The sequence below is a fragment of the Aestuariirhabdus sp. LZHN29 genome, assembly GCF_049985285.1.
Classification (GTDB): Bacteria; Pseudomonadota; Gammaproteobacteria; order Pseudomonadales; family Aestuariirhabdaceae; genus Aestuariirhabdus.
In genome coordinates this window covers 193,133-219,979 of sequence record NZ_JBNIEU010000004.1, presented here as the reverse complement: position 1 = coordinate 219,979, position 26,847 = coordinate 193,133, and the positions used below count along the sequence as shown (strand labels likewise).

At 53.5% G+C, this 26,847-nt stretch carries 19 protein-coding genes; 15 read left to right on the top strand and 4 right to left on the bottom strand.

The window, feature by feature from the left end:
* Positions 1-40: 40 nt before the first annotated feature.
* The gene (locus ACP3PW_RS15085) at positions 41-4,855 is read right to left on the bottom strand and encodes an NAD-glutamate dehydrogenase (RefSeq protein ID WP_426417560.1); all 4,815 of its coding nucleotides are present in this window, start codon (positions 4,853-4,855) and stop codon (positions 41-43) included.
* A 257-nt stretch (positions 4,856-5,112) separates the two neighbouring features.
* Between ACP3PW_RS15085 and ACP3PW_RS15080 the strand changes: the two genes are divergently transcribed.
* Positions 5,113-6,102 carry a GlxA family transcriptional regulator gene (locus tag ACP3PW_RS15080; protein ID WP_426417559.1) on the top strand — a complete coding sequence of 330 codons (990 nt, stop codon included), beginning with the start codon at positions 5,113-5,115 and terminating at the stop codon, positions 6,100-6,102.
* A gap of 33 nt (positions 6,103-6,135) precedes the next feature.
* Here ACP3PW_RS15080 and ACP3PW_RS15075 read toward each other — a convergent pair whose 3' ends face one another.
* Positions 6,136-7,392, bottom strand: a complete 1,257-nt coding sequence (locus ACP3PW_RS15075; protein WP_426417558.1) for a valine--pyruvate transaminase — start codon at positions 7,390-7,392, stop codon at positions 6,136-6,138.
* A gap of 213 nt (positions 7,393-7,605) precedes the next feature.
* A complete protein-coding gene (locus ACP3PW_RS15070; RefSeq protein WP_426417557.1) occupies positions 7,606-8,952 on the bottom strand; it encodes an MATE family efflux transporter in 1,347 nt (448 codons plus the stop codon).
* Positions 8,953-9,132: 180 nt separating this feature from the next.
* Here ACP3PW_RS15070 and ACP3PW_RS15065 point away from each other — a divergent pair, with 180 nt between their 5' ends.
* Positions 9,133-9,588, top strand: a complete 456-nt coding sequence (locus ACP3PW_RS15065; RefSeq protein WP_426417556.1) for an acyl-CoA thioesterase — start codon at positions 9,133-9,135, stop codon at positions 9,586-9,588.
* Between the two features lies 1 nt (position 9,589).
* A complete protein-coding gene (locus tag ACP3PW_RS15060; RefSeq protein ID WP_426417555.1) occupies positions 9,590-10,030 on the top strand; it encodes a YkgJ family cysteine cluster protein in 441 nt (146 codons plus the stop codon).
* Positions 10,031-10,081: 51 nt separating this feature from the next.
* Here ACP3PW_RS15060 and gltA read toward each other — a convergent pair whose 3' ends face one another.
* Entirely contained in the window at positions 10,082-11,365 is a 1,284-nt protein-coding gene (gltA, locus tag ACP3PW_RS15055) for a citrate synthase (RefSeq protein WP_426417554.1), read from the bottom strand.
* A 443-nt stretch (positions 11,366-11,808) separates the two neighbouring features.
* Between gltA and sdhC the strand changes: the two genes are divergently transcribed.
* From sdhC to htpG, 12 genes are all read left to right on the top strand, one after another.
* Complete coding sequence (gene sdhC, locus ACP3PW_RS15050; RefSeq protein ID WP_426417553.1) at positions 11,809-12,183, top strand: succinate dehydrogenase, cytochrome b556 subunit; 375 nt, start codon at positions 11,809-11,811, stop codon at positions 12,181-12,183.
* A complete protein-coding gene (sdhD, locus tag ACP3PW_RS15045; protein ID WP_426417552.1) occupies positions 12,177-12,545 on the top strand; it encodes a succinate dehydrogenase, hydrophobic membrane anchor protein in 369 nt (122 codons plus the stop codon). The genes sdhC and sdhD overlap by 7 nt, the downstream gene beginning before the upstream one ends.
* A gap of 3 nt (positions 12,546-12,548) precedes the next feature.
* Positions 12,549-14,318: a succinate dehydrogenase flavoprotein subunit gene (sdhA, locus tag ACP3PW_RS15040; protein WP_426417551.1), complete on the top strand. Its 1,770-nt coding sequence runs from the start codon at positions 12,549-12,551 to the stop codon at positions 14,316-14,318.
* Positions 14,319-14,333: 15 nt separating this feature from the next.
* A complete protein-coding gene (locus tag ACP3PW_RS15035) occupies positions 14,334-15,038 on the top strand; it encodes a succinate dehydrogenase iron-sulfur subunit (protein ID WP_426417550.1) in 705 nt (234 codons plus the stop codon).
* 215 nt (positions 15,039-15,253) lie between these two features.
* On the top strand, positions 15,254-18,094 hold the full coding sequence (locus tag ACP3PW_RS15030) for a 2-oxoglutarate dehydrogenase E1 component (protein ID WP_426417679.1): 2,841 nt from the start codon (positions 15,254-15,256) through the stop codon (positions 18,092-18,094).
* 45 nt (positions 18,095-18,139) lie between these two features.
* Positions 18,140-19,345 carry a 2-oxoglutarate dehydrogenase complex dihydrolipoyllysine-residue succinyltransferase gene (gene odhB / locus ACP3PW_RS15025; protein ID WP_426417549.1) on the top strand — a complete coding sequence of 402 codons (1,206 nt, stop codon included), beginning with the start codon at positions 18,140-18,142 and terminating at the stop codon, positions 19,343-19,345.
* Between the two features lie 59 nt (positions 19,346-19,404).
* Complete coding sequence (gene lpdA, locus ACP3PW_RS15020; protein WP_426417548.1) at positions 19,405-20,847, top strand: dihydrolipoyl dehydrogenase; 1,443 nt, start codon at positions 19,405-19,407, stop codon at positions 20,845-20,847.
* Positions 20,848-21,021: 174 nt separating this feature from the next.
* The gene (gene sucC, locus ACP3PW_RS15015) at positions 21,022-22,188 is read left to right on the top strand and encodes an ADP-forming succinate--CoA ligase subunit beta (protein ID WP_426417547.1); all 1,167 of its coding nucleotides are present in this window, start codon (positions 21,022-21,024) and stop codon (positions 22,186-22,188) included.
* Entirely contained in the window at positions 22,188-23,069 is an 882-nt protein-coding gene (gene sucD / locus ACP3PW_RS15010) for a succinate--CoA ligase subunit alpha (RefSeq protein ID WP_426417546.1), read from the top strand. The genes sucC and sucD overlap by 1 nt, the downstream gene beginning before the upstream one ends.
* Before the next feature lie 99 nt (positions 23,070-23,168).
* Positions 23,169-24,050, top strand: coding sequence for a prenyltransferase (locus tag ACP3PW_RS15005; RefSeq protein WP_426417545.1), 882 nt, complete (start codon positions 23,169-23,171; stop codon positions 24,048-24,050).
* Positions 24,051-24,080: 30 nt separating this feature from the next.
* Entirely contained in the window at positions 24,081-24,776 is a 696-nt protein-coding gene (locus tag ACP3PW_RS15000; protein WP_426417544.1) for a DUF599 domain-containing protein, read from the top strand.
* 125 nt (positions 24,777-24,901) lie between these two features.
* Positions 24,902-26,803 (top strand): molecular chaperone HtpG, encoded by a 1,902-nt coding sequence (htpG, locus tag ACP3PW_RS14995; RefSeq protein ID WP_426417543.1) that lies wholly within the window; start codon positions 24,902-24,904, stop codon positions 26,801-26,803.
* Positions 26,804-26,847: the final 44 nt, after the last annotated feature.

Here is a 26,847-nt window from a genome sequence, read left to right as displayed (position 1 = left end):
CGCTTGTTCTTCCTCCTGTTGTAGTTGAGTTCCGTAGGGTTCAGGAAAACTGTCTCAGTTCTCTGATCGCAACCGATAGCATGGCCAGGTCTCGGTTAGGGTTGGATTTAATGTCGTTTAGAATTTCCTGGCTGCGCTGGAACTGGGCTGCGTTCTCTTGCAGCCATTGCTCCAGACCAGCGCTGGGGCTGATGCTACTGTCGGCAGAGCTCACCACCTGTGCGCTGGCGTTGCGGAGCAGGCGGTCGAGTTCGTCGGTCAGGGTTGTCCGCGCTTTGCGTTGCCACTGATTGATGGCAGGTAATTCCTGCACACTGGCGCGTAGCCAATGCAGTTGCAGCCTATGGTTGAGCGCGAAGAAGATCTCTGTGGCGCTTTCCAGCTGGCCCGGTTGCTGAGCACCGATCGCCGTAATGTCCAGACTGTAGTACAGATGATCAAGCACCGCGTATTTGCGGGCTAGCTCCTTTTCGAGACCCGCGCTGGAGAGTTTGGAGATCTGGGCGTCGATATCTTCAGAGTCTTCCCCTTGCAGGTAATCGGCGAGCTTGCTCTCCAATAGCTTTACCGCAGGGTGGTACTGGACCTGCAGTGTATCGAGGTCGCTAATGGAGCTATTGTTACGCAGTATCCACAGGGTAGCGCGTTCTGTCAGTTGCTGCAGGCGTTGGAACAACCCTGTTTGATCGTTGTGGTTCAGGTTGTGGCTGGTCGCTTCCAGCTGGGACCACAGGGTATCGATGGAGAAAATGGCTCTTGCGGCGCTGTAAGCGCGTACGATATCAGCCGGGTCACGATTACTTTCATCCCTGATGTACGCCCAGAAAGTGGGTCCCATGCAGTTACCGATCTCGTTGGTCAGGTGGGTCGCGATGATCTCTGCCCGTAACGGATGGGATTCCAGCAGCTCCGGGTAACGCTCACTCAGTGCTCGTGGGAAATAGGCGCTCAGTCGACGATCAAGGGCTGCATCGTTACACACTCCGCTGGCAAGCAACTCCTCGTAGAGCTTCATTTTACTGTAGGCGAGCAACACCGATAGCTCGGGGCGACTGAGTCCTTCGGATTGTGCTTCGCGCTCATGCAGTTGTTCATCGCTGGGCAGGAACTCAATTTTGCGCTTTAGGCGGCCTTCGCGTTCCAGCAGGGTAATCAAACGCATGTGCTCACTGAGCTGGGTGACGGAAAAATGCTTGGCAAGACTAAGGATGCGTGCCTGTTGGTAATTATTATCCAGAACCAGCTGGGCGACATCGTCGGTCATGCTGGCGAGCAGAACATTACGCTGCTTTAGCGTCATGTCGCCGTTCTCCAGAACCTGCCCGAGCAAAATCTTAATGTTGACCTCGTGGTCAGAGCAGTCAACGCCACCTGAATTGTCGATGGCGTCTGTCGTAATCAGGCCTCCCTGTCGTGCAAATTCGACTCGCCCGGCTTGGGTAAAGCCCAGGTTGCCACCCTCACCAATGATTGAGCAACGTAACTGACTACCGTCGATTCGAACGGCATCGTTGGCGCGATCACCAGCGTCAGCATGGGTTTCATAGCCCGCTTTGACGTAGGTACCAATGCCTCCATTCCAAAGCAGATCCACCGGGGCTTGCAGCAAATGTTGAACCAGTTCGCTGGGCGTCAGTTTTTGTTGGCTGATTTGCAGGGCATCACGGGCTGCTTTGCTGAGGGTAATGGATTTTGCTGAGCGCTCGAATACACCGCCTCCTTTGGAGATTAGTTTGGCGTTGTAGTCGCTCCAGCTGGAGCGGGGCAAGTCAAACAGGCGTTTTCTCTCCTCCCATGAGGCTTCGGGCTGAGGGTCCGGATCGATAAAGATATGCATGTGGTTAAAAGCGGCCAACAGTCGGGTTTGCCGTGACAGCAGCATGCCGTTACCAAATACATCTCCACTCATGTCGCCAATGCCGACGCAGCTAAAGGGCTCGCTCTGGCAATCCCGACCCTTTTCCTGGAACAGTCGCTTCACCGATTCCCAGGCACCACGCGCGGTGATACCCATTTTCTTGTGGTCGTAACCGAAGGAACCGCCGGATGCGAAGGCGTCGTCGAGCCAGAAGTTGTACTGCTGCGCAAGCTCGTTGGCAATATCTGAGAACGTTGCAGTGCCTTTGTCGGCGGCGACGACCAGATAGGGGTCGTCCTCGTCGTAACGCTGAGTCAGCTGTGGGGGAGTGATACTGTTGTTCTGGAGGTTATCGGTAATATCCAGTAATCCCCTGATAAAGGTACGGTAACAATGGATGACCTCGGCTTGAATCTCTTCTCGGGTACCATTTGCGGGAAGCTGCTTGGCGACGAATCCGCCTTTGGCACCGGTTGGCACAATAACGGCGTTTTTGACCATCTGTGCCTTGACCAGGCCCAGTATTTCGGTACGGAAATCTTCCCGGCGATCGGACCAGCGTAAGCCCCCTCTAGCGACTTTTCCTCCGCGCATATGTACGCCTTCAACCCAGGGCGAATAGACAAAAATCTCATATTTCGGCCGGGGTAAGGGGAGTGCAGGAACTTGCTCAGGATCCAGCTTAAAAGAGAGGTACCTCTTGGGTTGGCGCTGCTCGTCGAGTTGGTAGTAGTTGGTGCGCAACATGGCGTCGATCACGCTGAGGAAATGGCGAAGAATGCGATCTTCATCCAGGTTGGCCACTTCGTTAAGTGCGGACTCAATCTGCTCGCGCAACAAAGCTGCGGTTGTGTCGGTAGACTCCTGATGCGGCGCGAAGCGTGTTTCAAATAGCTCGACCAGCAACGCCGTTATTGTGCTATTGCGCCCAAGGGTTTCCTCCATATAGCTCTGGCTGAAAGAGACCTGCGCCTGTATCAGGTATTTACTCAGGGCCCGTACAATGATGCATTGACGCCAGCTCAGCCCTGCACTGATGATGAGACTATTGAAACCGTCATTTTCCAACTCGCCACGATAGGCGCGAGCGAAGCACTGTTGAAACTGCTCTTTGAGTTCGGGGTCGTCCAGATCACGGTCTGTTGTCACCGCAATAAGGAAATCGAGAAGCCAAAATTGATTGTCGTTGGCACTGCGAATTTTGTACGGCCGGGCGCTCAGTACGCGTACGCCCATATGCTCCAAAATGGGCAATACATCGGACAGGGCCATGGTGTCACCTTGACCTACCACTTTGAAACGAAGCTCGCTATTGCTGCCCAAGGGGCGGCTCAGGTGAGTGGAAAGCGGGTGTTCTGCGCTGATTGACTCTATTCTATGGATATCGGCCACTGCGCGGTTAGGGCTATGGTCGTCGCGGTAAGCGGCTGGAAACGCATTACCGTATACATGGTTCAGTCGGTTACCGTCACCTTCGCCGTCGGTGGCTATTAGCGCAAAGTGCAGGTGATCTTGCCAGGAGAGCATCGCCTCCCGCATGCGAGTCTCCAGCTCCTCGATGCTCACATCAGAATCGTTGCAGTTGTCGCAGTGGACCGTGATATGAACATGAGCGGTCAGTTGCTCCGAAAACTGTACATTGAATTCACTGTTGTAACCGTTAAAGGCGTCCATCAGGATCGTCTGCAGCTGTTGCCGCAGCTCGGTATTGAAACGGTCTCGTGGCACCAGAACCAGCGCGGTAACGAAGCGGCTAAATATATCTTTGCGCAGAAACAGGCGCAGTTGACGCCGAGCCTGGGTTTCGAGAATACCGGTAAGTGTTTCTTCGAGCTTGTCCGTACTGGCTTGCAATAGCTCGTCCCTGGGGTACTGGGAGAGGATATGTTGCAGGGTTTTCCCCTTGTGGCTATTCGGCGTGCATCGCGCTTGCTGCATGATGTAATTGGCCTTTTGCCGAACCAGGGGGATCTCCTGAATTGGGGAGATGTAGGCGGCGGAGGCGTACAAGCCGAAGAAGCGCCACTCACCAACTACGTTGCCCTTCTTATCGAAACGCTTGATGCCAAGATAGTCGAGGTGCGATGGACGATGGACGGTAGAACGCGTGCTCGATTTGGTGATGGACAGCAGAGTAGGCTTTAGCATCTCTTCACAAATATGAGGAGCTAACTTGTTCCTAACAGGGGTGTTTTCTCCCATGGAACGAAATGTTCCAAGGCTACTCTGGTCGTCGATCTCCATGAAGACATCGCCATTGCTCTCTTTGACCAGAGAGTAGGAACGAAAGCCGAGGAAGGTGAAATGGTTGTTCAGAACCCATTTCAGGAAAGCGATCGTTTCGTCGTTTTCCGTTTTATTAACCGGTAGTTTGCTCTTTTCGCATGTTTTGATCACCTCTTCAAGTTTAGCGGACATGGGCTGCCAATCGCTTACGGCAACTTGAACATCACGCAGAATGCTGGTGAGGGCAAGTTTCAGCTCTTGCTGTTTTTTTCTTGACCCCTGCTGATCGACCTCAATTCTAGTGACCGCTTCACGGTGTGCGCCTTTCTCGTTGGTGTCGTGGGGGAAGACTGCGATTAACTGTCCTTTATCGTCGCGCTTACAGGCGATGACAGGGTGGGTTATTCGGTGCAGCGTTAGCTCCCGTCGCATGAGCTCCATGGTGAGGGAGCTTATAAGGAAGGGCATGTCATCGGTTATTACTTCGATGACAGTGTGGGGGCAGTGCCAGCCATGTTCTTCGAAGCTGGGGTTATAGATCCGGATTCGGGGTTCGCCTGGCACTCTTTGCCGCATGCAATCCCACAGGCACAGCAACGCGCCTTCGAGTTCATCTTGTGGGGTGCTGATCAGGTCTCGGGAGATGCTTTCCCTGAAATAAAGATCGGCAAGAGCCAATACGGGTTCCCGTTGGTCGGTGGGGAGTTGATCATGAATACGCTGCTTGAGCTGGTCGATGGTATCGAGCTTTTGTTGCTTTATTGTGCTCATGGTGTTTCCGGTCTGTGGATGTAATGAAAATTACGCCGTTATAGCGTATCGGCGTATGGGCAGATCATGATGAGCCAAATTATCAGGTAAACGCTACCCTAGTGATAGCGAGGAAGTTTTAGGAAAGCGACCTTGAGTTGTTGGCAGATGACATTTGATCATGGGTTGTTTTAGGGAGAGGGCTTGTGGTTCACTTTCGCGCTTGCACCTTTCCCTAGCAGGCGTTGTAATTACAGCTCCCCAATACGGATATATAGATGAATTTCAACGGATCCACACGGAATCCGCGTAATGATAGTGGAATGCCACGACATTATGGGTTTCTGCTCTTGCCCGGGTACTCCCTTATCGCTTTTGCATCGGCTATTGAAGCCTTGCGAATGGCGAACTGGGTGAGCGGCCAGGATCTGTATGAGTGCACCATGATTAGCCCCGATGGTGCTGCTGTAACCAGTAGCTGCGGTGTGGAGACACGCGCCGATGCTTCTTTAGAGACGATGCCCGATTTCAACTCGTTGATTGTTTGTGGGGCGAGTCCTGTTGCTCGCACCGGCAATGAGAGTGTGATTCGTTGGTTACGCCAGTTGCAAAAGCGTGGAATGGAGATTGGGGGTATCGGAACGGGTAGCTATCTGATGGCCTGTGCCGGCTTGCTTGATGGATACCGGGCGACGATCCACTGGTGGGATCTTGGAAGCTTGCGCGACGAATTTCCCAACATAAACGTGTCATCCAACCTGTTTGAGATTGACCGTGACCGGATCACCTGTGGTGGTGGCTCCGCGGCCATGGATATGATGCTATTTCTGATCGGCCAGCAGCATGGGTTGGAGATCGCCTCTTCGATCTCTGAGCAGTTTGTTTGTGAACGGATTCGCCCGCCGCAGCACCCCCAGCGCATCCCTTTGCAGGCGCGTATCGGTACCAGTCACAAGAAGCTGATTGAAGCGGTTAGCCTGATGGAAGCGAATATTGATGAGCCGCTGACTACCGACGATCTTGCGTTTCATGTGGGGGTATCCCGGCGGCATCTTGAGCGGTTGTTTAAGAAGCACCTGCAGAGCGTACCGTCAAAATATTACTTGCAATTACGTCTTGAAAAGGCCCGTCAACAGTTACAGCAGACCGAGACGCCGATTGCCGAAGTGGCGCGTTCTTGCGGTTTTGCGACCGCATCCCATTTCAGTACGACCTATCGCAACCATTACGGGGTGACCCCGCGGCAGGAGCGCACCGCCGGGCCGTAGGCGGCTGGCGACGAGGGAAGCCGGTTGCCCTCACTAGCCTTCGTTGTAAGCTCGAATAACCTCTTCGGCGATGATCTCCAGGCCGCGTTGAACCTCCGCTGGTGAACGGGTATAGGTGACGCGGATGCACTCATGGCTATGACGCCAATCCTGTTCCATTCCAGGAAAGAAGTAGTGCCCTGACACAACCAGAACTCCGCGCGCCTTGAGACGGTTGTACAGCTCCAGGCTGCTGATGGGTAACCCTTCAAACCAGAGCCATAGGAACATGGCGCCTTCGGGCTTGTGGATATGGAAATTATAGCTTCCCAGTTTGGAGCGAAGATGGTCTGCGGCAGCCAGGGCTCGTTGCTGGTAAAACGGACGAATAACGTTATCGCTTAGATGGAGGATGGATCCGTCCCGAATCATGTCCAGCGCCAGCAGGCTGCCTGCGCTGTTGGGTGCGAGGCTGAGGATGGCGTTTACCCCGGTTAGCGCCCTGATGATCGCTTCGTCCGCGATCACGATGCCAGTGCGTAGCGCAGGCAGGCCAAGCTTTGACAGGCTAAGGCACAAAATAGTATTGCGGTTCCACATCGGAGTCGCGGGTGTAAACAGCAGGTTGGGGAAAGGTTGCCCGTAGGCTCCATCGATGATCAGCGGAATCTCTTGTGCCTGCGCCATGGAGTCGAGCCTGGCCACCTCTTCATCGGTAATGACGTTGCCGGTCGGATTGGTGGGGCGTGAGACGCAGATTGCCCCGGTTTTTTTACCTATTTCGATGTTGGAAAAATCTACCCGGTATTTGAACAGGTTATCCTCGAGGTGCTCTATCTCCGGGCGGGTAGCGGTGAAGAAGTTTTGACTCAGGCCTGCGTCGGCGTAGCCAATGTACTCGGGGGCCAGTGGTAACTGGATCTGGCGTTGGCTGCCGTCACTGTAGTCGCCTGCAAACAGGTTAAAGAGCATGAAAAAAGCGTTCTGGCTGCCATTGGTGAGCGCGATGTTCTCGGCTTTTAAGCCCCAGCCAAAGTGGTTATTTAACAGCTTTACCAGCGCATCGATAAAGCTTTTATTCCCTTGGGGTGCATCGTAAGTGCCGATCAGGCGAACAAACTCATCATGATTGTCGAGGATGCGCTGCAGGCGCAGTTTGAAGGCGGTTTCAACCTCCGGGATATGGGCGGGGTTGCCGCCGCCCATCATGATCATATCTTCGCCGCTCGCAAGCGCATTACCCAGGTCGTCCATGAGGGAGAGGATGCCGGAGTTGCTGGTGAACTTTTCACCGAATGAGGATAGTTTCATGGAGTAAAGGTACCTTGCCTGAAGCTGATTGGTTGGCATAAATGCGCCGTCGGCGATTGTAGCAGAATTGCCGTCCAAGGTGAGTTGGCTATGGGCTTGGCTGTGGTTAAAAATGCCTCAAAATAGGTCAGGGGTGGTGATAGCAGGAGCTCGACGAAGCTCCTACAAGGATATCCCAAAGCTTATCCACAGATTGTGTGGATAGTTGCTATGTTAACTTTCTGCAGGATCGCGCAGTCTGTCGATCTGCAAGATGGCGCGGGCGACGACAGCGGAGAGTACGTTTGCGAGCGCAGCGCCCACAAACAGGCCTGGAATACCGGCCCATTGGGATCCCGCCCAACCCATGGGGACGAAAAGAAGAAACAGGCGGCAGGCGCTGACCAGCATTGCCCGGGACGGTTGGTGAAGTGCGTTCAGCGAGGAGACGGTGAGAATGGTAACGCCCAGTGGACCGAGGCTCAGTACTACGCACCAGAGATACAGCTGGATGTAGTCGTGGGTAATGAGGCTATCGCCAAACAGGGGGGCGATCCAGGGTGCGCCCAGCGCCAGTATCAGATAGATCCCTGTTTGCCAGATCAGTGCGAAGCGGTGGCTGCCGCGAATCGCCACCAGGATACGTTGGCGGTTTCCCGCTCCCATATTCTGACTGATCAGGGGAGGCAATGTCATGGATAGCGCGAGTATTGCCAGTAGCGCCAATCCGCTGATGCGCTCGCCTACCCCGAAGGCAGCGACCGCCTCAGGACCGTATCCTGCGACCACCGCCGTGATAATAGCGATGGCCAGTGGGGTCATCATATTGGAAAGTGCCGCCGGTACTGCGATGCGCAGTATCGCTGGCCAGCAGTGGGTAAGTTCGGCGACCGAGGGAAGGGATAGACTGACCAGCTTGTGATCAACAGCGAGAAGCCTGATACCCAAAAGCAGGGTAGTAGACCAGGCGATAATCGAAGCAAGAGCAGCCCCTTGCAGCCCCATCGCAGGAACGGGGCCCACGCCAAAAATCAGGCAGGGGTCCAGTAGTGCGTTGAGTAGCGCCCCCAGAGCCATCAGTTTGGCGGGGGTTCGAGTATTGCCGGTTGCCCTGAAAATAGCGTTACCATTCATCAGGATAAGCTGGCAGGTACAGCCGATCAGCCACAGGCTAAGATAATCGTCGATAACCGGTAGCAGGTGTTCGGGAGCGCCGAGCAGTGAAAATATATTGTCCAGAAAAAGCTGGCTCAGTGTGGCCACGCTAATGAGTACCAGCGCCGCCATAAGGAGTGCATTGCGCCCGGTATTGGCGATAGGCTTGTCGCCGCCAGCACCCTGGGTGCGGGCAACCGTGGCTGAGATACCGATGCCCAGGCCCACAGCCAGATTTACCAGGGTGGTTACAAAGGGCAGGGTGAAACCGACAACAGCAAGCTCGTCAATCCCCAGTTGCGCAATAAAATAGGCGTCAAGCAGATAAAACAGCATCAGCGAAATAATGCCGCCCATCATTGGCAGAGTCAGGCGGCGCAATAGAGGGCCGACGGGTTCTGTCAGAAAAGGGTTAATTGTCGCCATGCTGGGTTGTGTTTCCGGGTCATTTTTTTTTGCAGGCTGATTTTGAGGGTGGGAGTGTACCTTAGTGGTGCCTTTGTGTGGTGAATTTGTGCGCGTGGGCACCTAAGCTGGATTGACACTGGTGCACCATCACCGTTCAATAGAGCACTAACTTTGCCGTTGCCAATCAGGGAGTCGATCGTGTCAACGCAACCCCTCAAATGGGACTACCCGGATGCCTATATCGTCGATATCCAGGTGGGGCCGGAGCACATTGATCATTATGGTCATGTGAATAATTGTGAGTATATCCGCTGGCTCGAGGTGGTTGCCTGGGCTCACTCCGAGTCGCTCGGGTTAACCCTGGCACGCTATCGGGAGCTGGACCGAGGAATGGTCGTACATCGTCACGAGGTGGATTATGTGGCGCCGGGATATAGGGATGAACCGTTGCAGATAGCGACCTGGATTGAACGCTGTGATGGGAAATTAACACTGGAGCGTCGTTTCCAGCTGCAGCGGGTGACTGACGGGGTTACCCTGATGCGTGCCCACACCCGATTTATCTGCGTTCAACTCTCAACGGGCAAGCCTAAACGAATGCCTGAGGAGTACGCGCAAGGGTATGGGAGGGTGGCGCTAACCTCGATCGGGTAGAATGCCACTGCGGTCTGATTCTGTGTTAGTAGAACAGAAAAAGCTCCCAGTAGGATGTTTCCCGTGTTCTCCTGTGCAGGTCAGGGGAAACAGGATTGAGGTGTGTTGTCGTGCGAGGTTCCAGCGCGTGCGGTTTCGTTTATTCTGGCGCCGGCTGTTGCAATGGGGTGTTTGTATGGGAAACACGGAATTTCAGTGTCGTGTCGGTTGCGGGGCGTGCTGTATTGCACCGTCGATCAGCACTTGTATACCGGGGATGCAGGATGGTAAACCGGCTGGGGTGCGCTGTGTGCAGCTTGACACTGAGCATCGTTGCCGCCTCTTTGGTCAGCCGGAGCGCCCACAGGTGTGCTTACAGTTTTTGGCCGAAGAGTCGGTGTGCGGTGCTTCCCGGGAGGAGGCTGTTCAGTACCTTAGGCTGCTGGAAGTAGAAACAGGTTAAGCACCCATAAAAAAACCGGCATTGCCGGTTTTTTTATGGGTTAAGTGAACCCTAGCGCTTATCTACTGGGGTGTAGTCACGCTGAGTGTGCCCCGTATAGAGCTGGCGCGGGCGGCCGATACGATAGGGGCCGCTGATCATCTCGTGCCAGTGGGCAATCCAGCCTGGCGTTCTGCCGGTCGCGAAGATAACGGTGAACATCTCGGTGGGGATGCCGATCGCTTTGAGGATGATACCTGAGTAGAAATCGACGTTCGGATAGAGTTTGCGCTCTGCGAAGTAGGGGTCTTCGATGGCAATCTGCTCCAGACGCTTGGCGATCTTGAGCAGCGGATCGTCGATTCCCAACTCGGACAGAACCTCGTCGCAGGTCTTTTTCATGACCTTGGCCCGGGGATCGAAGTTTTTGTAAACGCGGTGCCCAAAACCCATGAGGCGGAAGGGGTCGTCTTTGTCTTTGGCGCGAGCTACGAACTCATCAATTCGGCTTTCGTCGCCAATCTCTTCGAGCATATTCAGTACCGCTTCGTTGGCGCCGCCGTGGGCGGGGCCCCAAAGGGCGGCAATACCGGCCGCAATACAGGCGAAGGGGTTGGCACCGGAAGAGCCCGCCAGGCGCACGGTCGAAGTAGACGCGTTCTGCTCGTGATCGGCGTGGAGCAGGAATATGCGATCCATGGCGCGTTCCAGTACGGGGTTCACTACGTACTCTTCGCAAGGTGTTGCAAACATCATATGCAGGAAGTTACCGGCATAGGACAGGTCGTTGCGGGGGAACATGAAAGGCTGGCCGATGGAGTATTTGTACACCATTGCCGCAATCGTAGGCATCTTTGCGATCAGCCGGTAGGCGGCTACTTCTCGGTGATATTCGTTACCAATATCGAGGGAGTCATGGTAGAACGCAGATAGGGCGCCCACCACTCCGCACATGACGGCCATGGGGTGTGCGTCTCTGCGGAAACCATTAAAGAAGTGGTTCAGCTGCTCGTGAAGCATGGTATGCCGGGCGATGGTACCAGCAAATTTCTCTTTTTCTTTGCTGTTTGGAAGCTCTCCGTAGAGCAATAAAAAACAGGTTTCGAGGTAGTCCGACTCTTCGGCCAGTTGATCGATCGGGTAGCCGCGATGCAGGAGGATGCCCTGGTCGCCATCGATATAGGTGATCTTTGATTCGCAGGCTGCGGTGGAAACAAAGCCTGGGTCAAAGGTGAATAAGCCTTTTGGGGTGAGGCCGCGAACGTCGACAACGTCCGGCCCTGTTGAACCTGAATATATCGGCAGGTCAATGGTGCCAACACCCTCGATCGTTAGTTGCGCTTTCTTCTCAGCCATTATAAAGGCCTCCTATCGTGCCAAATTGGGAATGCGTATTGTTATCGGATGGTCGCTTTTTCTTTTATTATGAATGTGGCGATCCGGGCTTAAGCCCTGAAAGTGATCGACAAATATAAAGTGATTAATCTGTTTGTCAATTACAGGCAGACACTAGATATCACTTTTCGTAACACTCGGGCATTCGACCAATAGCTACTTGCGATTGGGTGCCAGCTCAACAAAATAGGGGCCTGAAAGCCTTGTGGTAGCAGGCGTCGGGGGATTTAAGGTTACGTTACGAATTTGTATTTGTTACCTGATGTCTTTATACTTCCAGCCCGAAGTTTAGGGGGGGTATCAGGCTCTATCGAGCCGGTAACGTCTGCGCCGCAGATACCTGACTTCGTGTGCACGTCCTTATAAATATGCTCCCCACGCGGAGCCAGAGAGTGTAAAGAGCCGTGAATAGTAAAAGACCGGTCAACCTTGACCTAACAACGATAAAACTCCCGCTACCAGCTTATACATCCATTCTTCATCGCATCTCCGGTGTCATCCTGTTTGTTGCCATTGCCTTTCTTCTGTTTGCTCTCGACCTGTCGTTGGCTTCTGAGGCGGGTTTCAATGGTCTCAAAGAGTTGATGCAGGGTTTCTTTGCGAAGTTGATCGCATGGGGCATTGTTTCAGCTTTGCTGTTTCATCTGGTGGCAGGCATTAAGCATCTGTTAATGGATGTTGGTATTGGTGAAGGCAAAGAGAGTGGCATCCTGGGTGCCAAAATCACCATTGTTGTCTCTGCCATCCTGATCATCCTTGCGGGGGTAGTAATATGGTAACTAACGTAACGAACCTGTCGCGCAGCGGTCTGTATGACTGGATGGTGCAGCGTGTCAGTGCGATTGTGCTCGCAGCTTATTTTATCTTTATATTAGGTTACCTGACTTGTAGCTCTGATGTTTCCTATGCCCAGTGGAGTGAGTTGTTCTCACAAACCTGGATGCGAGTCTTCAGTTTGATGGCTTTGGTCTCTCTGGGGGCGCACGCATGGGTAGGTATGTGGACTATCTCCACTGACTATTTGACGGAAATGGCGCTGGGTAATCGCGCTATGGTTGTCCGTTTTCTGTTTCAAGCGATCTGCGGTGCCGCCATGTTTACATACGTGGTATGGGGTGTGCAGGTTTTGTGGGGTCTATAAGTTATGTCAAAGATTCGTACTATCTCCTTTGATGCCATTGTGATCGGTGGCGGTGGCGCAGGTATGCGTGCAGCGCTGCAGTTAACAGAGTCTGGTCTTAAGACCGCCTGTATCACCAAGGTGTTTCCAACACGTTCGCATACGGTATCTGCCCAGGGTGGTATCACCTGTGCAATCGCCAGTGATGACCCCAATGATGATTGGCGCTGGCATATGTACGATACCGTCAAAGGTTCCGACTATATCGGTGACCAGGACGCGATCGAGTACATGTGTAGCGTAGGACCGCAGGCTGTTTTCGAATTGGAGCATATGGGGCTTCCATTCTCCCGTACCGAGCAGGGACGCATCTACCAGCGTCCCTTCGGTGGGCAGTCCAAGGATTTCGGAAAGGGCGGGCAGGCTTCCCGTACCTGTGCAGCGGCTGATCGTACCGGTCACGCCCTGTTGCACACCCTCTATCAGGCCAACCTCAAGGGTGGTACCAGCTTCTTTAACGAGTGGTACGCAGTTGATCTGGTAAAAAACCAAAAAGGTTCAGTTGTCGGTGTTATCGCCATCTGTATTGAAACTGGTGAAACCGTTTACGTTAAAGCCAAGGCAACCGTGCTGGCCACTGGTGGAGCGGGCCGTATTTACCAGTCTACAACCAACGCCCTGATCAACACCGGAGACGGTGTCGGGATGGCCTTGCGTTCAGGTTTCCCCGTACAGGATATGGAGATGTGGCAGTTCCACCCAACCGGTATTGCCGGTGCTGGGGTGCTGGTGACCGAGGGCTGTCGTGGTGAAGGTGGCTTCCTGGTGAACGGTGAGGGCGAGCGTTTCATGGAGCGCTATGCGCCTAACGCTAAAGATCTTGCGGGTCGCGACGTTGTTGCGCGCTCGATGGTTATTGAAATTCTTGAAGGGCGAGGATGTGGTCCGAACAAGGATCACGTACTGCTCAAGCTCGATCACCTCGGTGAAGAGGAGTTGAATCGCAAGTTGCCCGGTATCTGCGAACTTTCAAAGACCTTTGCTCATGTTGATCCCGCCAAGGCACCCGTGCCTGTTGTACCTACATGCCACTACATGATGGGTGGTCTACCCACTAATATTGGTGGTCAGGCGTTGATCCCGAATGACGGTGCGGATACTCCGGTTCCTGGACTGTTTGCTTGCGGTGAAGCGGCTTGTGTTTCTGTACACGGTGCTAACCGCCTCGGCGGCAACTCGTTGCTTGACCTGGTTGTGTTCGGTCGTGCGGCGGGAATCGAAATTGAGCGCCAAATGAAAGAGGGGATTGATTCCCTGGACGCCAGCGAAACTGATATCGAGCAGGCAATGGCTCGACTCGAGCGCCTCAATACCAGTACTGGTGGCGAGAAAGTTGCAGAAGTTCGTGCCGAATTGCAAAAGACCATGCAGCTTTACTTTGGCGTATTCCGCGAAGGCGAGAGCATGCAAAAGGGTCTTGGGCTCCTTGATGAACTGGGCAAGAAAATGGAAAACCTGCATCTCGAAGACAAGAGCAACGCCTACAATACGGCTCGTATTGAAGCGCTGGAGCTGCAAAACCTCTACGAGGTCGCTTACGCTACTGCGGTATCAGCGGAGGAGCGTAAGGAGAGCCGAGGAGCACATGCCCGTAACGACTTTACTGAGCGTGATGATGAAAACTGGCTGAAGCACTCTCTGTATTTCCCAGCCGAGAAACGTGTTGGTAAGCGTGATGTTAACTTCGCGCCCAAGACTGTTGAAGCGTTTCCTCCGAAGGTTCGGACCTACTAATTCAGGGAGTTCAGCATGTTAGTTAGTATCTATCGTTATAACCCCGATGTAGATCAGGTCCCTTATATGCAGGACCTGCAGATTGAGATTCCTGAAGGCAAAGACCTGATGGTGCTCGATGTGCTCGCTTTGGTAAAAGAGCAAGACACAACCCTGGCGTACCGCCGCTCTTGCCGTGAAGGAGTTTGTGGCTCCGACGGTATGAACATGAATGGCACCAACGGTTTGGCCTGTATCACTCCGCTGTCAGCGGTGGTTACCAATGGCAAGCTGGTGTTGCGCCCGCTACCGGGACTGCCTGTGGTTCGTGACCTTGTGGTCGATATGGGGCAGTTTTACGCCCAGTATGAAAAGATCAAGCCCTACCTACAGAACGATACGCCGCCACCGGCGATTGAGCGCCTGCAAAGCCCGGAAGAGCGGGAAAAGCTGGACGGTCTGTATGAGTGTATTTTGTGTGCATGCTGTTCAACAGCCTGCCCATCTTTCTGGTGGAATCCGGACAAGTTTGTTGGTCCATCCGGGCTGTTGCAGGCTTACCGCTTCCTTGTAGACAGCCGTGACTCTTATACCGAGCAACGACTGGCGGATCTGGATGATCCATTTAGTGTATTTCGTTGCAGGGGTATCATGAACTGCGTCAATGTCTGTCCTAAAGGCCTCAACCCGACTCGGGCTATAGGTCATATTCGTCAGATGTTGCTTAAGAGTGGTACATAACTCCTCGAGGACTACATTGCTCGTTGAAATCGCTACCGGGCCATAGGCCCGGCAGTTTGAGACGTCTGGTCCTGAAAGGCCAGGCGATAACTTACACAAGCAACAGGGGATGCTCGGTTTGACCGTCCGTTCTGTGGAAGGTGACAACACGTCATCTGTAGTCCAACGTATGGCCCCATACACAGAGCGTCCCTAGAGTATGGGGTATCATTGTGATGCAAGAAGGTGTGATGCAGCGAATGTGGGATTCCTCCCACATCTCGGGTGGTAATGCTGCATACGTAGAAGACCTCTACGAGCTCTATATTCGGGATCCCAATGAGGTTCCTGAAGAGTGGCGTGACTACTTTGACAAGCTCCCTCAAATTGAGGGGGTGACGGCCAGGGACGTCCCGCATTCAACGATTCAGGAGCATTTCCTCTATCTCGCCCGTAATCGCACCCAGCATGTAAGCCCTTCCGTGATCGCGTCAGATCATGAGAAAAAGCAGGTGCTGGTGCTGCGGTTGATCAACGGTTATCGGGTTCGGGGCCATCAAAATGCGGCACTCGACCCGCTGAAGTTGCTGCAGCGTGCACCGGTTCCAGACTTGGAGCTGGAGTTTCACGGCTTGTCGGCGGCTGATCTTGATACCCCTTTCCAGACGGGCTCTTTGTTTATCGGCAAGGATGAGTCAACCCTTGGAGAGATTTTCGATCTGCTCAAACGCACCTATTGCGGAAGCATTGGTGCTGAGTTTATGCACATCGTTAATACCGATGAGCGGCGCTGGTTCCAGAATCGTATGGAATCGGTAGGTGGTCGCCCGGATATTAACGCCGAATCCAAAATTCATCTGCTGGAGCGCTTGACTGCCTCCGAAGGCCTTGAGAAATACCTGGGTACCAAATATCCAGGAACCAAGCGTTTCGGCCTCGAGGGTGGGGAGAGCCTGATTCCCATGCTGGATGAAGTTATTCAGCGCAGCGGCTCCTACGGTACCAAAGAGATCTGTATCGGTATGGCGCACCGCGGACGACTCAATGTGCTGGTGAACACGCTGGGTAAAAATCCGGGTGAGCTGTTTGATGAGTTCGAGGGCAAAAAGAAAAACTCGATGGGATCCGGTGACGTTAAGTATCACCAGGGCTTCTCTTCGAACGTCATGACCCCTGGCGGTGAGCTGCACCTTGCATTATCGTTTAATCCGTCGCACCTTGAAATTGTATCTCCGGTTATGGAGGGTTCTGTACGTGCCCGTCAGGATCGTCGTCAGGACACTGACCGGATGCAGGTGGTGCCGATTGCTATCCATGGTGACTCCGCATTCGCAGGCCAGGGAGTGGTCATGGAGACATTGCAGATGTCCCAGACCCGCGCCTACAAAACCGGCGGTACCATCCATGTCATCATTAATAATCAGGTAGGCTTCACCACTAGCAAGCCGGAAGATACTCGCTCGACCGAGTACTGCACAGACGTTGCCAAAATCGTCGATGCTCCGATCTTGCACGTCAATGGCGATGATCCCGAAGCGGTATTTTTTGCCGCCAAACTGGCTGTCGACTATAGGATGGAGTTTAACAAGGATGTGGTCATCGATCTGGTGTGTTATCGCCGTCGTGGTCACAACGAAGCCGATGAGCCATCGGGCACTCAGCCCTTGATGTACCAGCAGATTAGCAAGCAAAAGACCACACGAACCCTCTACGTTGAGCAGTTGGTTGCTGAAGGGGTGGTGACTGCGGAAGATGACCGCAGTATGGCGAATGAGTATCGCAATGCGCTGGATGATGGCCAGCACGTAGTGAAGAGCCTGGTTAAGGAGCCCAATACCGAACTGTTTGTTGACTGGGAGCCTTATCTCGGACACGAGTGGACCGCTGATTGTGATACGACCTTTGATCTGCGTCGCTTGCAGGAGTTGGCTCATCAACTGAATGAGATACCTGAGGGTGTCGTACTGCAGCGTCAGGTTGGAAAAATTATCGAGGACCGTCGCAAAATGGCGGCCGGTGCCCTTCCCATCAACTGGGGCTTTGCCGAAACCATGGCGTACGCCACGTTGCTCGATGAGGGAAACCAAATCCGCATGACCGGCCAGGATGTTGGTCGTGGTACTTTCTCTCACCGCCACGCGGTATTGCATGGCCAGAAAGATGGTGTCGCCTATATGCCGTTGGCGCACCTGGCTGAGAATCAACCTCAAATTGACATGTATGACTCCTTCCTTTCGGAAGAGGCCGTACTGGCATTTGAATATGGTTATTCCACCACTACACCGAGTGCACTGGTTATCTGGGAAGCGCAATTTGGTGACTTCGCTAACGGAGCACAGGTGGTAATCGATCAGTTTATCACCAGCGGCGAGCATAAGTGGGGCCGTTTGTGTGGCTTGACGATGCTACTTCCTCACGGCTACGAGGGGCAGGGGCCAGAGCATTCATCGGCTCGACTCGAGCGTTATTTGCAGCTATGTGCGGAGCACAATATCCAGGTCTGTGTACCGACGACGCCCGCTCAGGTCTACCATATGCTGCGTCGCCAGCAGTTGCGTCCATTGCGTAAGCCGTTGATTGTGATGACTCCCAAGAGCTTGCTGCGCCACAAGATGGCTATTTCCACGCTTGAGGAGCTTGCTCAAGGTAGTTTCCAGACAGTGATTCCCGAAGTGGATGAGCTTGATCCCGCCAAGGTGAACCGAGTCGTGATGTGCAGTGGTAAGGTGTACTACGATCTGCTGGAAAAGCGCCGTTCCGATGGCATCGAAGATACCGTTATCTTGCGAATCGAACAGCTCTACCCGTTCCCCCATGAGGATCTGTTGATGGCGTTAAGCCCATACAACAACCTGAAAACGGTAGTCTGGTGTCAGGAAGAACCCATGAATCAGGGTGCCTGGTATTCTAGTCAGCATCACATGCGACGCGCGATTGCCGAGCATGTACCTGGCTCAGATTTGCAACACCATCTCAAATACGCAGGGCGTGAAGCCTCTGCTGCACCGGCGTGTGGCTATATGTCTACCCACGTTGAGCAGCAAGAGCAGCTTGTTAACGACGCCTTCACCCTGTAAGCCAAATAGCGAACCCTGAAAAAAGCGGTTATAGGAACCAAACACATGAGTACTGAAATCAAAGCCCCCAGTTTCCCTGAGTCGGTAGCCGACGGAACCATCGCAACTTGGCATAAGCAACCAGGCGAAGCTGTATCCCGAGATGATTTACTGGCAGATATTGAAACCGATAAGGTGGTTCTGGAAGTATTGGCCCCCAACGATGGTGTTCTTAAAGAGATCACCAAAGGGGAGGGTGATACTGTTTTGAGCGACGAGGTGATCGCGATTTTTGAAGTGGGTGCCGCCGCCTCGGCTGCTCCTGCGGCCGCGCCAGCTGCAGCACCTGCGGCTGAAGCCGTGGCACCTGCCGCCGCTAAAGATGCGATTTTGAGCCCTGCAGCGCGTAAGATCGCCGACGAAAAAGGCCTTGATCCAAACCAGATTACCGGTACGGGTAAAGGCGGGCGTGTCACTAAAGAAGACGCAATCAAAGCCGCTGCCGCACCGCAACAGACTGCCTCCGCTTCTGTGGCAAAAGTGGATGCCAGCGCACCGGTATTCACCGGTGAGCGAGTTGAAAAGCGGGTTCCGATGACGCGCTTGCGCAAGCGGGTTGCCGAACGCCTGGTTGAAGCGCAGCAGATGACCGCGATGCTGACTACGTTCAATGAAGTGAATATGAAGCCAATCATGGATCTGCGTAAGCAGTACCAGGAGCTGTTCGAAAAGAAGCATGGCGTGCGTGTGGGCTTTATGGGCTTTTTTGTTAAGGCCTGTGTCGAAGCACTGAAGCGGCAACCCGTTGTTAACGCCTCTATTGACGGTGACGATGTGGTTTACCATGGCTATCAGGATATCGGTGTAGCGGTTTCCTCTGATCGTGGGTTGGTTGTACCGGTCCTGCGCGATACCGACAGCATGGGCTTGGCCGATATTGAAAATGGTATCCGCGAGTATGGCCTTAAGGCGCGCGAGGGCAAGCTTGGTATCGAAGATATGACCGGCGGTACTTTCACCATTTCCAATGGCGGTGTTTTTGGTTCACTGCTTTCAACGCCTATCTTGAATATGCCCCAATCGGCGATTCTGGGTATGCACAAGATTCAGGAGCGCCCGATGGCGGTGAATGGCAAGGTCGAGATTTTGCCGATGATGTACCTCGCGCTCTCTTATGATCATCGTCTACTGGATGGCAAGGAAGCGGTAACCTTCCTGGTAACGATCAAAGATCTGCTCGAAGATCCCGCTCGATTCCTGCTGGAGGTATAATTCGGGGTATTACCGGATTTCAGCGGATTTTATCAATACAGCTTTAGCAGGAAATAATCATGGCAAAACAGTTTGACGTAGTAGTAATCGGTGCCGGTCCCGGCGGTTATGTAGCCGCTATCCGGGCGGCTCAGTTGGGTCTTAAAACAGCCTGTATTGAGCGCTGGACCAAGAAAGATGGTAAGCCGGCATTGGGCGGCACCTGCTTGAATGTGGGTTGCATCCCCTCCAAGGCACTATTGGATAGCTCGTGGAAGTTCTACGAGAACAGCAACAAGATGGACCAGCACGGGATCAGCCTGGGTAAGGTCGAAATCGACGTCCCCACCATGATCAAGCGCAAGGATGGCATCGTCGAGAACCTCACCAATGGTGTTGCAGGCTTGTTTAAAGCCAACGGCGTGACTTCGTTTGTCGGCACCGGCAAGGTGCTGGGTGCGCACCAGGTTGAAGTAACCAACCCCGAAGGTAAGGCTGAAGTGATCGAATGCGAGAATATTATTATTGCAACAGGCTCCAGCCCGATCGATATTCCTCCAGCTCCCAAGACCGGCGATATCATCGTTGATTCGACGGGTGCACTGAAGTTCCAGTCGGTCCCCAAGCGTTTGGGTGTCATCGGCGCTGGTGTTATCGGTCTTGAGCTCGGTAGTGTTTGGGGGCGTTTAGGCGCCGAGGTTATCGTACTAGAGGCTCAGGAAGCATTTCTTGCGATGGCTGACCAACAGGTAGCGAAAGAATCTCTCAAGGTCTATAAGAAGCAGGGGCTGGATGTGCGTCTCGGTGCGCGTGTAACCGGATCCGAGATCAACGGTGACGAGGTAACCGTTACCTATCTGGACCAGAAAGGTGATGAGCAAAAAGTGACGTTCGACAAGTTGATTGTTGCTGTTGGTCGTCGCCCCTATACCGAGAACGCCCTTGCTGCCGATTGCGGTGTCAACATGGATGAGCGTGGTTTTATCTTTGTTGATGATCAGTGCCGCACGGGTGTGCCTGGTGTCTACGCCATCGGTGACGTAGTGCGTGGCCCAATGCTTGCGCACAAAGCGTCCGAAGAGGGCGTGATGGTAGCGGACCTGATTGCCGGCCACACCATGCAAATGAATTATGATTTGATCCCTTCTGTGATCTACACCCACCCCGAGCTGGCCTGGGTTGGAAAGACCGAAGAGGAGGTTAAAGCGTCCGGTGAAGCCTACAAGATCGGTACTTTCCCCTTCGCGGCTAGTGGTCGTGCAATGGCGGCAGATGATACCGCAGGCTTGGTGAAAGTGGTGGCCGATGAGGCAACTGACCGTATTCTTGGGGTGCACGTACTGGGCCCAAGTGCAGCGGAGCTGGTTCAGCAGGCTGCTATTGCGATGGAGTTCGGTTCCAGTGTTGAAGATATCGCGTTGACCGTATTTGCGCACCCAACGGTTTCCGAGGCGTTCCACGAAGCAGCGCTAGCCGTTGACGGTCATGCTATCCATATTGCTAATCGCAAGAAGCGTAAGTAGTCAATAGAATTAACAAGTCAGAGGGCGCTGTTGCGCCTTCTGCCGCTTCGCAGCGGTGCTGCGATGTCGAGTTTGCGGAGCTTTTTCCGCACTAGGGGTAGCAGATTGACCCAGGTCAGGATGTTATTGAGGTGGGAACGGTGCGCCTGGCGCACACAGTAACGGTAAACAAGCATGAACCTTCATGAGTATCAGGGCAAACAGTTATTTGCCGAGTATGGATTGCCGGTGTCCAAGGGTTACGCCTGCGATACCCCCGAGGAAGCAGCGCAAGCAGCTGATCGTATCGGTGGTGACAAGTGGGTAGTAAAGGCACAAGTACACGCTGGTGGGCGTGGTAAGGCTGGCGGCGTTAAGCTGGTCGAGTCCAAGGACGAGATCCGCGAGTTTGCCCAGAAGTGGTTGGGTAAGAATCTGGTAACCTACCAGACAGACGAAAATGGACAGCCAGTTAGTAAAATTCTGGTTGAAACGTGCACCGACATCGCCGACGAGCTTTACCTTGGTGCCGTTGTTGATCGCGCTACCCGTCGTATCGTTTTCATGGCATCTACCGAAGGTGGTGTTGAGATCGAGACGGTTGCGGAAGAGACACCAGAAAAAATCCTTAAAGCTGAAATCGATCCGCTGGTTGGGGCTCAGGCTTATCAAGGTCGCGAACTTGGTTTCAAGCTGGGCTTGAACACCGAGCAGGTCAAGCAGTTCACCAAAATTTTCCTGGGCCTTGCCAAGCTGTTCCAGGATAAGGATTTGGCACTGATCGAGATCAACCCACTGGTTATCACCAACGAAGGTAACCTTCACTGTCTCGACGCCAAACTTGGTGTTGATGGCAATGCGCTGTACCGCCAGTCGCAGGTACGCGAAATGAACGATCCCAGCCAGGAAGATGAGCGTGAAGCCCATGCTGCCCAGTGGGAACTGAATTACGTTGCACTTGATGGCACTATTGGTTGCATGGTTAATGGTGCAGGTTTGGCCATGGGTACCATGGATATCGTTGCCTTGCACGGCGGTTTTCCCGCGAACTTCCTCGATGTAGGTGGTGGTGCAACCAAGGAGCGTGTTACCGAAGCTTTCAAGATCATCCTGTCCGATGAGAATGTAAAAGCGGTCCTGGTGAATATTTTTGGTGGTATTGTTCGTTGCGACCTGATCGCCGAAGGTGTTATCGGAGCGGTTAAAGAGGTTGGCGTTCAGGTGCCCGTCGTGGTTCGCCTGGAAGGTAACAATGCCGAGCTAGGATCCAAGGTCCTGGCTGAAAGCGGGTTGGATATTATCGCGGCTACCAGTCTGACCGATGCGGCTCAGCAAGTAGTGAAAGCTGCAGGGGGCAAGTAATGAGCGTATTGATTAACAAAGACACCAAGGTGATCTGTCAAGGATTCACCGGTGCTCAGGGTACTTTCCACTCTGAACAGGCTATTGAGTACGGTACCCAGATGGTGGGTGGCGTAACTCCCGGCAAAGGCGGACAGGTTCACCTTGGATTGCCTGTGTTCAATACTGTATCGGAAGCGGTTGCTGCAACCGGTGCTGATGCATCGGTTATCTACGTACCGGCACCTTTCTGCAAGGATTCCATTCTTGAGGCGGCCAACGGCGGTATCAAGTTGATTGTTTGCATCACCGAAGGTATCCCGACGCTGGATATGCTTGAGTGCAAAGTGAAGTGTGATGAGCTGGGCGTGCGTTTGATCGGTCCTAACTGCCCGGGTGTTATTACTCCCGGTGAGTGCAAGATCGGAATCATGCCAGGGCACATTCACCTGCCTGGTAAGGTCGGTATTGTTTCCCGTTCCGGAACCCTGACGTACGAAGCGGTCAAGCAAACGACCGATGCAGGGTTCGGTCAGTCCACTTGCGTCGGTATCGGCGGCGACCCGATCCCTGGTTCTAACTTCATCGATATTTTGGAGATGTTCCAGAAAGATCCAGCGACCGAAGCGATCGTTATGATCGGCGAAATTGGTGGAACCGCGGAAGAGGAAGCAGCAGCTTATATCAAGGCTAATGTGACCAAACCTGTGGTTTCCTACATCGCGGGCGTAACTGCCCCCAAAGGTAAGCGTATGGGGCACGCGGGTGCAATTATTTCTGGTGGTAAGGGTACGGCGGATGAAAAATTCGCAGCGCTCGAAGATGCGGGCGTTAAAACCGTTCGCAGCCTGGCAGAAATTGGTAATGCGTTGGCAGAGATTACCGGTTGGACCGCCAAGTAAGCTAAGCGGTTCGTTGGTAAATAAAAAGGCAGCCCTGGGCTGCCTTTTTTATGTCTGGTGCGTATTATGATGCGGCCTTAGGTTATTGGTTTTTTCGTGATGGATTGTGGCAAATACAGTTTTATAAAGGCCCTGCGACCTTTTTCCTTTAGTGTTGCGTTGATCGCCTGTGGCCTCGGTGTATTAGCAGCAGGTCTGGATGGTTTTTCAGACCCGCTGCGTGCCGCATTGGTCATATTGGCCGGTGTGCTAGCGCAGGCGACGGTCAACCTGATCAACGATCATAGTGATAAATCCCTGTGGCGAGAGCGGGTCGATGTTTCTGATCAGGAGCGTTCAGCCGTACTGGCGCTAATTTCACGCAACACCCGGATCGGAGTGCTCTGTGGGGTGGTGGCAGGGTTGATCGGCTTATGGTTGACCCTGAAAACGGATCTTGGGTTGCTGGCGCTCTGTGTAGTGGGTTTTTTGGGAGGCTATTACTACACAGCGGAGCCGATTAATTACAAGCGCCGGGGTCTGGGTGTGGCACTGGTATTTTGGTTTACCGGAGTATTGCTTGTATTGGGAGCCTACTACGCACTCACCTCGACGATCAGTGTGCAGGCGTTGCTCCTGTCGCTGCCGATAGCGCTCCTGTCGTCCCTGTTGTTGCTGAGTAATGAACTGCGGGATGTGGAGGCCGACCGCCAACACGGGCTGAAAACCCTTACGGTTCGCATTGGCGCCAATCCAGCGCGCGGGTTGTATCTTGCTCTGCTAGGCAGTAATTACCTGCTGTGTGGCTACCTTTGGCAGCAGGGATTGCTGGCTAAACTGTATGGGTTAGTGCCATCGCTATTGTTTGCGCTTTGGCTGATACGGGTATTGATGCTTCCCGGTGGAGGCGGGGAGCGATTGCCACCACTGACAGGGCGATATTTTATGTTGTTTGGCGTAGGCTATCTGTTTACGGTGTATGCGGTCGAACTGGTCTCCTAAGATCGCAGGACAAATGAGAAAGGGGGTTGTGTGCAAGGTTATCTTTTGGATGCTGTAGCCGTTGGCTGGTTTTTTTCGGTGTGGGTGGGGTATAGCCTTGTAGCGAATCATCTCGCCAAGGGAAATCCCTGTCTTGCCAGTGTGCTCCACCTTTACCGTGGAGACTGGATGCGCAGCCTTCTCCAACGGGAGAATCGAATCGCGGACACGGCGATCATCGCCAACCTTGAACGCAACGTATCGTTTTTCGCCTCCACCTCGATTCTGGTGCTGGCCGGTTTGCTAACATTGCTGAGTGCCCCCGCTGGCGGCATGCTTGTGCTGTCAGACCTGCCTTTTACCGAAGTGACTTCACGTCAGCTGTGGGAGTCGAAGGTGCTGGTGATGATCGTGGTCTTTGTGTACGCTTTTTTCACCTTTACCTGGAGCCTGAGAGTCTACAACTTCGCTTCGGTGCTGATGGGGAGCGCACCCCTGCACGATGAGGAGCTCGCGGGTGTGGAACGCTCTGCGTATTCGCAGCGGCTCGCCAACGTGTTATCGATTGCTGCTGCCCATTTCAACTATGGACTGAGGGCTTACTATTTCGGTCTCGCTGCCCTGGCGTGGGTGGTATCTCCCCTGTTCTTTATTGGTGCCACAACGCTGGTCGTGTTTATTCTCTATTATCGCGAATTCCATTCGCGGGTGCTGAAAGAGATGATGCTTAGCGAGCCGGGCCAGTAAATAGGCTTAAGTTTCTTTTACTCTCTTGAAATACCGGAGGGTCACCCCCATCTAATGTGCCTGCATGTGGTGAAATTTTCATTTCAGTACCACACCTTTTCAGTAACTGATCTTCAGGCCAAACGATGATGACAGAGAATCAAAAAGAGACACTGGGCTTTCAAACCGAGGTGAAGCAGATGCTTCACCTGATGATCCACTCCCTATACTCCAATAAGGAGATTTTTCTTAGGGAGCTGATCTCCAACGCATCCGATGCGGTGGATAAATTGCGCTTCGAGGCGCTTTCCAATAGCAGCCTTCTGGAATCGGATACCGAGCTTTCGATCCGTATCAGTCATGATGCCGAAGCTAATACGCTGACGCTAACCGATAACGGTATCGGCATGAACCGTCAGGAGGTTATTGATAATCTTGGCACTATCGCAAAATCTGGTACCGCGCAGTTTCTGCAGTCCCTAACCGGTGACCAGAAAAAAGATGCCAGCCTGATTGGTCAGTTTGGGGTTGGCTTCTATTCCGCCTTTATCGTTGCCGACCGGGTAACCGTAGTATCCCGTCGTGCCGGCGAAACCGAAGCGGTTCGCTGGGAGTCTAGCGGTGAGGGAGAGTTCACTATCGAAGCGGCTGACCGAGACCGCCGTGGTACCGAAATCACCCTGCACCTGAAACCCGATTGCACGGAATACGCCGACGGCTTCCGTCTGCGCAATATCGTTCGCAAGTACTCTGACCATATCGCGGTTCCAGTCATCATGGTGAAAGAGGAACTTGCTGCCGAGAATGAAACCGAGATTAAAGCTCCCGAGGAGGAGACGGTTAACTCTGCTACAGCACTGTGGACTCGTCCCCGGGCTGACCTTAGTGACGACGAGTACCAAGAGTTCTATAAGCACGTTAGTCATGACTTTGAGGATCCTCTGAGCTGGAGTCATAACAAGGTTGAGGGAAAGCTTGATTACACCAGCCTGCTTTATATTCCTGCGCGTGCGCCTCATGATCTATGGAATCGTGATATTCCTCGTGGGTTGAAGCTCTACGTCCAGCGCGTATTTATCATGGACGAGGCGGAGCAGTTCTTGCCGCTTTACCTGCGCTTTATCAAAGGTGTGGTGGACTCCAATGACCTATCGTTGAACGTATCTCGCGAGATTTTGCAGAAGGACCCTGCGATCGACACTATGCGCGGTGCGCTCACCAAGCGTGTGCTTGATATGCTGAGTAAGTTGGCTAATAAGGACTCTGAAAAATACGCTCTATTCTGGAAAGAGTTTGGTCAGGTGCTGAAAGAGGGGCCAGCAGAAGATTACGCCAACAAGGAGAAGATCGCCAAACTGTTGCGTTTTGCCTCTACCCACGGCGACGGCGAGGAGCAGAATGTCTCCCTCGATGAATACGTGGCACGGATGGCGGAAGGTCAGGAGAAGGTCTACTTTATTGCTGGCGACAGTTATGCCGCGGCCAAGAGCAGTCCTCACCTGGAGATCTTCCGCAAGAAGGGGATTGAGGTGCTGGTACTCTACGATCGTATCGATGAGTGGTTGATGCAACACCTGATGGAGTTCGATGGCAAGCAGCTGGTTAGTGTGGCCAAGGGTGCTCTCGATTTGGGCACGCTGGACTCTGAGGAGGAGAAGGCCAATCAGGAGAAGGTTGCCGAGGAGTATAAGGATCTGGTTGAGCGGGTATCTGAGGAGCTCAAAGAGCAAGTGGATGAGGTACGTATCACTCACAGACTGACAGACTCTCCGGCGTGTCTGGTGGTGGGTGAGATGGATATGGGGGCGCAGATGCGCCGCATTCTCGAGTCCGCAGGGCAGGCAGTGCCCGACTCCAAACCCAGTTTTGAACTTAACCCCGAACACCCGTTGGTGCAAAAACTGGCCAATGAAAGCGATATGGATCGATTCAGTGATCTGACCGCGGTGTTGTTTGATCAGGCGAATCTGGCCGAGGGTGGAAACCTGAAGGACCCGGCCGGCTATGTGCAGCGCCTCAATAAGTTGCTGCTCGAACTGAGCAACTAAACCGCGTTAGCGGGGGAGATACCTTCCCCGCGTTTTCGGCTAAA

Excerpts from the sequence above, each read along its gene's own strand:
- ACP3PW_RS15085 (WP_426417560.1), bottom strand. The coding sequence starts at position 4,855 with ATGAGCACAATAAAGCAACAAAAGCTCGATACCATCGACCAGCTCAAG.
- ACP3PW_RS15080 (WP_426417559.1), top strand. The coding sequence starts at position 5,113 with ATGAATTTCAACGGATCCACACGGAATCCGCGTAATGATAGTGGAATG.
- ACP3PW_RS15075 (WP_426417558.1), bottom strand. The coding sequence starts at position 7,392 with ATGAAACTATCCTCATTCGGTGAAAAGTTCACCAGCAACTCCGGCATC.
- ACP3PW_RS15070 (WP_426417557.1), bottom strand. The coding sequence starts at position 8,952 with ATGGCGACAATTAACCCTTTTCTGACAGAACCCGTCGGCCCTCTATTG.
- ACP3PW_RS15060 (WP_426417555.1), top strand. The coding sequence starts at position 9,590 with ATGCCACTGCGGTCTGATTCTGTGTTAGTAGAACAGAAAAAGCTCCCA.
- gltA (WP_426417554.1), bottom strand. The coding sequence starts at position 11,365 with ATGGCTGAGAAGAAAGCGCAACTAACGATCGAGGGTGTTGGCACCATT.
- sdhD (WP_426417552.1), top strand. The coding sequence starts at position 12,177 with ATGGTAACTAACGTAACGAACCTGTCGCGCAGCGGTCTGTATGACTGG.
- sdhA (WP_426417551.1), top strand. The coding sequence starts at position 12,549 with ATGTCAAAGATTCGTACTATCTCCTTTGATGCCATTGTGATCGGTGGC.
- ACP3PW_RS15035 (WP_426417550.1), top strand. The coding sequence starts at position 14,334 with ATGTTAGTTAGTATCTATCGTTATAACCCCGATGTAGATCAGGTCCCT.
- ACP3PW_RS15030 (WP_426417679.1), top strand. The coding sequence starts at position 15,254 with ATGCAAGAAGGTGTGATGCAGCGAATGTGGGATTCCTCCCACATCTCG.
- odhB (WP_426417549.1), top strand. The coding sequence starts at position 18,140 with ATGAGTACTGAAATCAAAGCCCCCAGTTTCCCTGAGTCGGTAGCCGAC.
- lpdA (WP_426417548.1), top strand. The coding sequence starts at position 19,405 with ATGGCAAAACAGTTTGACGTAGTAGTAATCGGTGCCGGTCCCGGCGGT.
- sucC (WP_426417547.1), top strand. The coding sequence starts at position 21,022 with ATGAACCTTCATGAGTATCAGGGCAAACAGTTATTTGCCGAGTATGGA.
- sucD (WP_426417546.1), top strand. The coding sequence starts at position 22,188 with ATGAGCGTATTGATTAACAAAGACACCAAGGTGATCTGTCAAGGATTC.
- ACP3PW_RS15005 (WP_426417545.1), top strand. The coding sequence starts at position 23,169 with ATGGATTGTGGCAAATACAGTTTTATAAAGGCCCTGCGACCTTTTTCC.
- htpG (WP_426417543.1), top strand. The coding sequence starts at position 24,902 with ATGATGACAGAGAATCAAAAAGAGACACTGGGCTTTCAAACCGAGGTG.